Here is a 6,711-nt window from a genome sequence, read left to right on the forward strand (position 1 = left end):
TAGCGCCTCACCGGTAGCTGCGCCGCCACGAGCCCGGTCCGGGAGCAGGCTGCAGGCTGAGTGCCCGGCGCCGTGTCCATGCCCTGCGGGTGCGTGCCGGGTCCAGGCCGGACGGTGTTTGCGGAGCGGGTCCGGGGTCCGCCGAAGAGCCGCCCAGGCCAATAACGACGGCGGTAAGCGCCGCCAGCTCCTCCGCTGTCGGGTTCCCGGAGATGACCTGCAGGAACGGCTCCGCTGCCATGGCCGGATCGGCCGGAGCAGCGGGTTCGGGGTCGTAGCCGAAGACGCTCACAGCGGAATATTTCCGTGCTTCTTGTGCGGCAGGGTGGCCCGTTTCTCCCGCATCACCCGCAGGCCGCGAATCAGCTGCAGCCGGGTTTCGGAGGGCGCAATGACGGCGTCCACGTAGCCGAGCTCCGCCGACTGGTACGGGTTCAGCAGTTCCTCTTCATACGCGGTGATGTAGTCCTGGCGGACTTCCTCGACATCGCGCCCCTCGGCCGCGGCCGCGGCAAGCTGGCCGCGGTAGAGGATGTTCACTGCACCCTGCGCGCCCATGACGCCGATCTGCGCTGTGGGCCAGGCCAGGTTCAGGTCTGCTCCGAGCTTCTTGGAACCCATGACGATATAAGCGCCGCCGTAGGCCTTGCGCGTGATCACGGTCAGCTTGGGAACCGTGGCCTCGGCGTAGGCGTACAGCAGTTTGGCCCCGCGGCGGATGATGCCCTGGAACTCCTGGTCCTTGCCGGGCAGGAACCCGGGCACGTCCACGAAGGTCAGGATGGGGATGTTGAATGCGTCGCAGTTGCGCACAAACCGTGCAGCCTTCTCCGAGGCCGCGATGTCCAGGGTGCCGGCAAACTGCATCGGCTGGTTGGCAACGACGCCGACGGTATGTCCTTCCAGCCGGCCGTAGCCGATGATGACGTTCGGCGCGTAGAGGGCCTGCATCTCCAGGAAGTGTCCGTCATCGACGACCTGCTCGATGACGGTGCGCATGTCATAGGGCTGGTTGGCCGAGTCCGGGATCAGCTCATCCAGGGCCAGGTCGCCGTCGTTGGGCTCCGGGTCCTGGTCGAAGGGCGCCAGCGGCGCCTCGGCGAGGTTGTTGCTGGGCAGGAAGTCCAGCAGCTCGCGGACAAAGTCCACGGCGTCCTCTTCATCGGAGGCGAGGTAGGTGGAGGTGCCGGTGGTGGCGTTGTGCTGGCGGGCGCCGCCCAGGGTTTCCATGTCCACGTCTTCGCCGGTGACGGTCTTGATGACGTCCGGCCCGGTGATGAACATGTGGGAGGTTTTGTCCACCATCACCACGTAGTCGGTCAGTGCGGGGGAGTACGCGGCGCCGCCGGCCGACGGGCCCATGATCAGCGAGATCTGGGGTACGACGCCGGACGCGTGGACATTGTTGCGGAAGATATCGGCGAACATCGCCAGGGAAGCAACACCCTCCTGGATGCGGGCTCCGCCGCCGTCGAGGATGCCGACCACGGGGCAGCCGTTGCGCAGCGCGAATTCCTGGACCTTGACGATCTTCTCGCCGTTGACCTGGCTGAGGGAACCGCCGTAAACCGTGAAGTCCTGGCTGTAGACCGCCACCGGACGTCCGTCCACGGTGCCGTAGCCGGAGACGAGGCCGTCGCCGAGCGGCTTCTTCTTTTCCATGCCGAACGCAGTGGACCGGTGGACGGCCAGCGCATCGAATTCGACGAAGGAGCCTTCATCCAGGAGCAGGTCGATGCGTTCGCGGGCGGTGTGCTTGCCGCGGGCATGCTGCTTCTCGATCGCAGCGGCTCCGGAGGGCGCCTCTGCCTGGGCCTGACGGCGCCGGAAGTCGGCGATCTTCCCGGCAGTTGTCTGCAGATCGAGGTCCTGGTCGATGCTCATTTACTCTCCGGTGCTGGGTGTGACGGACGGCGTGCGGATCGCCGCCCGGGGGTGCCACGCGGCGGGTTCAGTAGGTTTCTTACAAGCGTGCGGGCGATTCCCCCAGTCTAGTGAGCACCAACACGCATCCCGGGTGTAGGAAACCTACAATTTGTGTCCCTGAGCCTTGGCGCAGTGAAAAGCGGCCCTGCGGGTTGACAGCCGGCCGCCGAGCCACGCACCTGCAAGGTTCTTCGGGCGGGCATGCCTGCTTCCCTTCGCGGCTGCCCGGGGGTTGCTGCTGCCACGCCACCGGCGCTGCTCTCGCCGATGTTACTGACGAGTAACATTTTTCCCGCGGGTGCATTACCCTGTCCGTATGACTTCGAACACACCCTCTTCTTCGCGTTCGCTGGCCGGACGCACGATCCTGATGTCCGGCGGCAGCCGCGGGATCGGCCTGGCCATCGCTCTCCGGGCCGCCGCCGACGGTGCCAGCATTGCGATGCTCGCCAAGACGGCAGAGCCGCACCCCAAGCTGGAAGGCACCGTCTATACGGCGGCCGAGCAGATCGAAGCAGCCGGCGGGAAGGCACTGCCGATCATCGGCGACGTGCGCCGCGACGAAGACGTAGCCAACGCAGTGGCTGCCACGGCAGAGCACTTCGGCGGCATCGACATCGTGCTTAACAACGCCTCCGCGATCGACCTGCGCAAGACGGACGACGTCAGCATGAAGAGCTACGACCTCATGCAGGACATCAACGCCCGCGGTACTTTCCTGCTTTCCAAGACAGCCCTTCCGGTGCTGCGGGAATCGGACAATGCCCACATCCTTACCCTCTCCCCGCCCCTGAACCTGGACCCGAAGTGGGCCGGCAGCTACCTCGCCTACACCATGGCCAAGTACGGCATGTCGCTGACCACACTGGGCCTGGCGGAGGAGCTGAAGGAGGACGGGATCGGCGTGAACTCGCTCTGGCCCTGCACCTCGATCGACACCGCAGCCATCCGGAACATGCCAGGCGGCTCGGAGCTGGCGCGCGTTTCCCGCAGCGCCGACATCATGGCCGACGCCGCCCATGCGATCCTCACTCGCTCCGGCCGGGAAGCGACCGGCAACTTCTACACCGACGAAGAGGTGCTGCGCGAGGAAGGCGTCACCGACTTCGCCAAGTACAGCCTGGGCGCGCCCGAGGACAAGCTGATGGCCGATTTCTTCCTCTAGCCGATCCGGCGGGCCGCTTGGCTCACAGGGCTCCGGGGGAGGGTACGCGTAAGATCGGAACCATGCACCTGCACTACTCCAGCATGGAGCGTCCGCCCCTGGAACCGGAGCGGCTCCAGAGCCGCCTTGTGGCCCCCGAAGGGCCCCTGGCGCGGCTGGACGTCGTTGCCGAAACCGGCTCCACCAACACAGACCTGGCCGACGCCGCACGGCTGGTTCCTTCGCAGTACCCGGATCTGTCCGTGCTTACCGCTGAGCTGCAGACCGCCGGCCGCGGGCGGCTGGGCCGCAGCTGGCAGGCCCCGGAACGGTCTTCGCTTTTTGTCAGCGTGCTGCTCCGCCCGGTCAATGCCGAAGGGCGGCCGCTGCCGACTCAGGCCTACGGCTGGCTGTCCCTGCTGGCAGCGCTGTCACTGACCAAAAGCGTGGCGGCCCGCACCGGCGTCGAGCCGCGGCTGAAGTGGCCCAATGATGTGCTGGTGGACGGACGGAAACTCGCCGGAGTGCTGGCCCAGCTGGTTCCGGAAACCTCCGGCAATCCACCCGCCGTGGTGGTCGGTACCGGACTGAACGTCTCACTGACTGACGAAGACCAGCCCGTTCCCACCGCCACCAGCCTGCTGATGGAGTACGCCTCCACCACGGACCGGAACGTGCTGCTTGAGGATTATTTGCTCCAGCTGGCTGGGGACTACCGGTCCTTCTGCGCCGTCGAAGGCGATGCCCTGGCACCCTGGCCGGACGGCGTCAGCCTGCGGGACAGGGTGGCCGGACGCATGGTGACGCTGGGCCAGCCGGTCCGGGCCGAACTGCCCGGCGGAGGGGCGCTGACCGGCCGGGCCGTGGAACTGGATGCCTACGGCGGCCTGGTGGTTGTGGACACGGAAGCCGGGCAGCGGCACACCGTCACGGCTGCCGACGTCGTTCATTTGAGGCCCGCGCAGGCATGACCCGGATTCGAGTCACCGGATTCCGGTGCGGATGAGGCTGGAGCCGGGGGAGCAGGTGATCGTGGCGGCCCGCCCGCATGCGGGGCCGCTGGCCGGGCCAGTGCTGCTGGCCGTTCTCACCTGTGCTCTCGGTGGTTTTGCCCTTGGGTACCTGGGCCGGGACACCGTCCCCGCAGAGCTGGCGGAATGGGCGCCCGTGCTGGGGCCCGCCGTCGTTCTGGTGGTGCTTTTGGTCCTGCTGCGCTTCTGCCTTCCTCCCGTGCTGCGCTGGAACGGCACCCGGTACGTGCTGACCAACCGCCGGATGATCCACCGCCGCGGAGTTCTGCGGCGGCGTGAGCACGACCTGCCGCTAGCCTCGATCTACCAGTTGGAGGCCCGGCAGGGAATCGCGGAACGGATGCAGCGGTCGGGCACCCTTCGCATCGACCTGGGACGGGACCGGATCATCGACTACCCCTCGGTGCCGGAGGTCCACCGGTTCAAGTCAATTGTGTTGGCCACCATAGAAGACCTGCCAATGACCGTTATGTTCGATGGTGTAGATATTGAAGGAAGCACGGGCTACGACGACGAATGGAGCACCGATGAGTGAGCAGGGCCAGGACGCACCGGAGGGTGCCGCCGAGCCCGAGCCGCTGACACTCTCGATGAACGCGGTGCCGATGCCTGACAAACCCGTGCTGCCTGAGGGTAGCGGGGCGATCGACCGCGAAGACGTCCGCCGGCTGGAAGCGCAGCTCATTGGCGGGCCGCGTACGCTGAAGCGGCGCGAAGCTGCTGCCGGTGCCGGCGTCTCCCTGCTCTCTGCCCGCAAGCTCTGGCGTGCCATGGGTTTCCCCAACCTCGACGACGACGCCGTGTTCTTCACCGAAGCGGACAGGGACGCCCTGAGCACCGTGATTGAACTGGTCCGGGAAGAACGCCTGACCGAGGAAGCCGCCATCTCCATCATGCGCTCGATCGGCCAGATGACGGACCGCATGGTGGTCTGGCAGATCGAAGCGCTGGTTGAGGAAATGGTGGTCCAGCGCGGAATTACCGACGCCGAGGCGCGCAAGCGGCTGGTCGCTGCGCTGCCGGACCTGATCGAACCGCTGGAAAAGACGCTGGTCTACGCCTGGAAACGGCAGCTGAACGCTGCCGTCCAGCGGCTGGCACTTCGGGCCGAGGCGGGCCTGGCGAGCCACGAGTCGGACACCGATGACAATCCGCTGCCGCTGGCCCGCGCCGTCGGCTTTGCCGATTTGGTGTCTTACACGAGCCTCTCGCGGCAGATGAACGAGAAGACCCTGGCGCAGATGGTCCAGCGCTTCGAGCACAAATGCTCCGAGATCATTTCCGTGGGCGGCGGCCGGCTGGTGAAGACCATCGGCGACGAAGTCCTCTTTAACGCAGAGACTCCGCAGGCCGGGGCGGAAATTTCCCTGGCGCTGGCCAAGGCGTTCACCGAGGATGAGCTGCTGCCGTCGGCCCGGGTGGCCATGGTGTGGGGCCGGGTGCTCTCACGCCTGGGCGATATCTACGGGCCCACCGTGAACCTCGCATCGCGGCTGACTTCGCTCGCCGAACCCGGCACCGTCCTCACGGACGCCTCCACGGCAGCGGCCCTGCGGAACAACGAGCGGTTTATCCTGATCCCGCATTCCCCGCGGAACGTGCGCGGTTTCGGCGAAATCCATCCGGTGACCCTGGCCCGCGGCGCCGGCCCGGGGCTTGTCCTGGACTAGGTTCCTTTCGAAACCTGCTGTGGCCGGTCGCAGTGTGGCTCGACTGGCCGTGGTGGGGCTGGGCTGGTTCGGGCTGGGCATCCTGTGTCGCAGTACCGTCGTTTTGTGGTGGGTCTCGTCGTCCTGTGTTGCAGTGCCGTCGCCTTCGCGGGTTCAGAGGGACGTTATTGCAGCACAGGATTTCGACGGAGGGGCCTATACAGCGGTATCGCCCCACAGGATGGAAGCCTCCGCGCCAGGAGGAACACTGCACGGCCTCCCGTCCTTCGTCAGCGGGGCTCTGCTGCCGCCGCCTGATGAGCGCATGGTCCCTTTAGACTGCGGGAATGGGAGAGGACCGCAGGCGCTGGAGGTACCGTGATCCGTCTTGGGCCCAGATCGGGCTGCTGTACGTGCTAGCCCTTGTCTTTGCGTTGCCCGGAACTTCCCTGCCCCGCATCCTGTTCGCCGTCGCCTGGGCTGCTGTCGCCACGATTCTGCTGCTGGTCAAAGTCTCCAGGGACCGCCGCCGGGCCGGCATGCTGAAGATCCGCCGCCGTCCTGGCCCGGATGAAGGGTAGGCATCGCAGCAGCTGGTGACGGCCGTGTCCGCCGCCCGTCCGGAAGACGATCGCTCCGGTTTGGCAGTTTCGGCGGGTACGCGTCGTCCGATTTGTCCCAAACCGGAGCGATTGTGCCGCAGCATGGCATCCTCGCCCTGGATTCCCTCCACTTCGGGACTTCCCTGCCAGTTTGTGCTTTTCCTGCGCGGCGCCGTGGCAGGAAAGTCCCGAACTGGAAGGAATGTCCCAAAACGGAGGGCATCCTGGCCTAGGGGAGAGCTGGCTCCGGCCTGCTGACGGACCGACTCCGCCCGCCCGACCCCCGCCCGACCGCCCGGCTCCAACGCCCCCGGTCTCGCACCCTGCCCGGCCACAACGCCGCCCGCCCGCACCCCGCC

Annotated in this window: 7 protein-coding genes; 5 read left to right on the forward strand and 2 right to left on the reverse strand. The window is 66.8% G+C overall.

The annotated features are described in order from the left end of the window. Window positions 1–7: 7 nt before the first annotated feature. Window positions 8–292 (reverse strand): acyl-CoA carboxylase subunit epsilon, encoded by a 285-nt coding sequence (locus NGB94_RS12735; RefSeq protein WP_325791029.1) that lies wholly within the window; start codon window positions 290–292, stop codon window positions 8–10. Continuing rightward, the gene (locus tag NGB94_RS12740; protein WP_325791030.1) at window positions 289–1,884 is read right to left on the reverse strand and encodes an acyl-CoA carboxylase subunit beta; all 1,596 of its coding nucleotides are present in this window, start codon (window positions 1,882–1,884) and stop codon (window positions 289–291) included. The genes NGB94_RS12735 and NGB94_RS12740 overlap by 4 nt, the downstream gene beginning before the upstream one ends. A gap of 358 nt (window positions 1,885–2,242) precedes the next feature. Between NGB94_RS12740 and NGB94_RS12745 the strand changes: the two genes are divergently transcribed. The 5 genes from NGB94_RS12745 to NGB94_RS12765 all read left to right on the forward strand — a co-directional run bounded on the left by NGB94_RS12745 (window position 2,243) and on the right by NGB94_RS12765 (window position 6,331). After that, window positions 2,243–3,091, forward strand: coding sequence for an NAD(P)-dependent oxidoreductase (locus tag NGB94_RS12745; RefSeq protein ID WP_325791031.1), 849 nt, complete (start codon window positions 2,243–2,245; stop codon window positions 3,089–3,091). Window positions 3,092–3,153: 62 nt separating this feature from the next. Beyond that, window positions 3,154–4,041 (forward strand): biotin--[acetyl-CoA-carboxylase] ligase, encoded by an 888-nt coding sequence (locus NGB94_RS12750; RefSeq protein WP_325791032.1) that lies wholly within the window; start codon window positions 3,154–3,156, stop codon window positions 4,039–4,041. A 31-nt stretch (window positions 4,042–4,072) separates the two neighbouring features. After that, complete coding sequence (locus tag NGB94_RS12755; RefSeq protein WP_325791033.1) at window positions 4,073–4,636, forward strand: PH domain-containing protein; 564 nt, start codon at window positions 4,073–4,075, stop codon at window positions 4,634–4,636. Window positions 4,637–4,706: 70 nt separating this feature from the next. After that, window positions 4,707–5,771, forward strand: coding sequence for an adenylate/guanylate cyclase domain-containing protein (locus NGB94_RS12760; RefSeq protein ID WP_325791038.1), 1,065 nt, complete (start codon window positions 4,707–4,709; stop codon window positions 5,769–5,771). A 326-nt stretch (window positions 5,772–6,097) separates the two neighbouring features. After that, window positions 6,098–6,331 (forward strand): hypothetical protein, encoded by a 234-nt coding sequence (locus NGB94_RS12765; protein WP_325791034.1) that lies wholly within the window; start codon window positions 6,098–6,100, stop codon window positions 6,329–6,331. Window positions 6,332–6,711 lie beyond the last annotated feature (380 nt).

It is taken from the genome of Arthrobacter koreensis, from assembly GCF_035792275.1.
Lineage (GTDB): Bacteria > Actinomycetota > Actinomycetes > Actinomycetales > Micrococcaceae > Arthrobacter_B > Arthrobacter_B koreensis_A.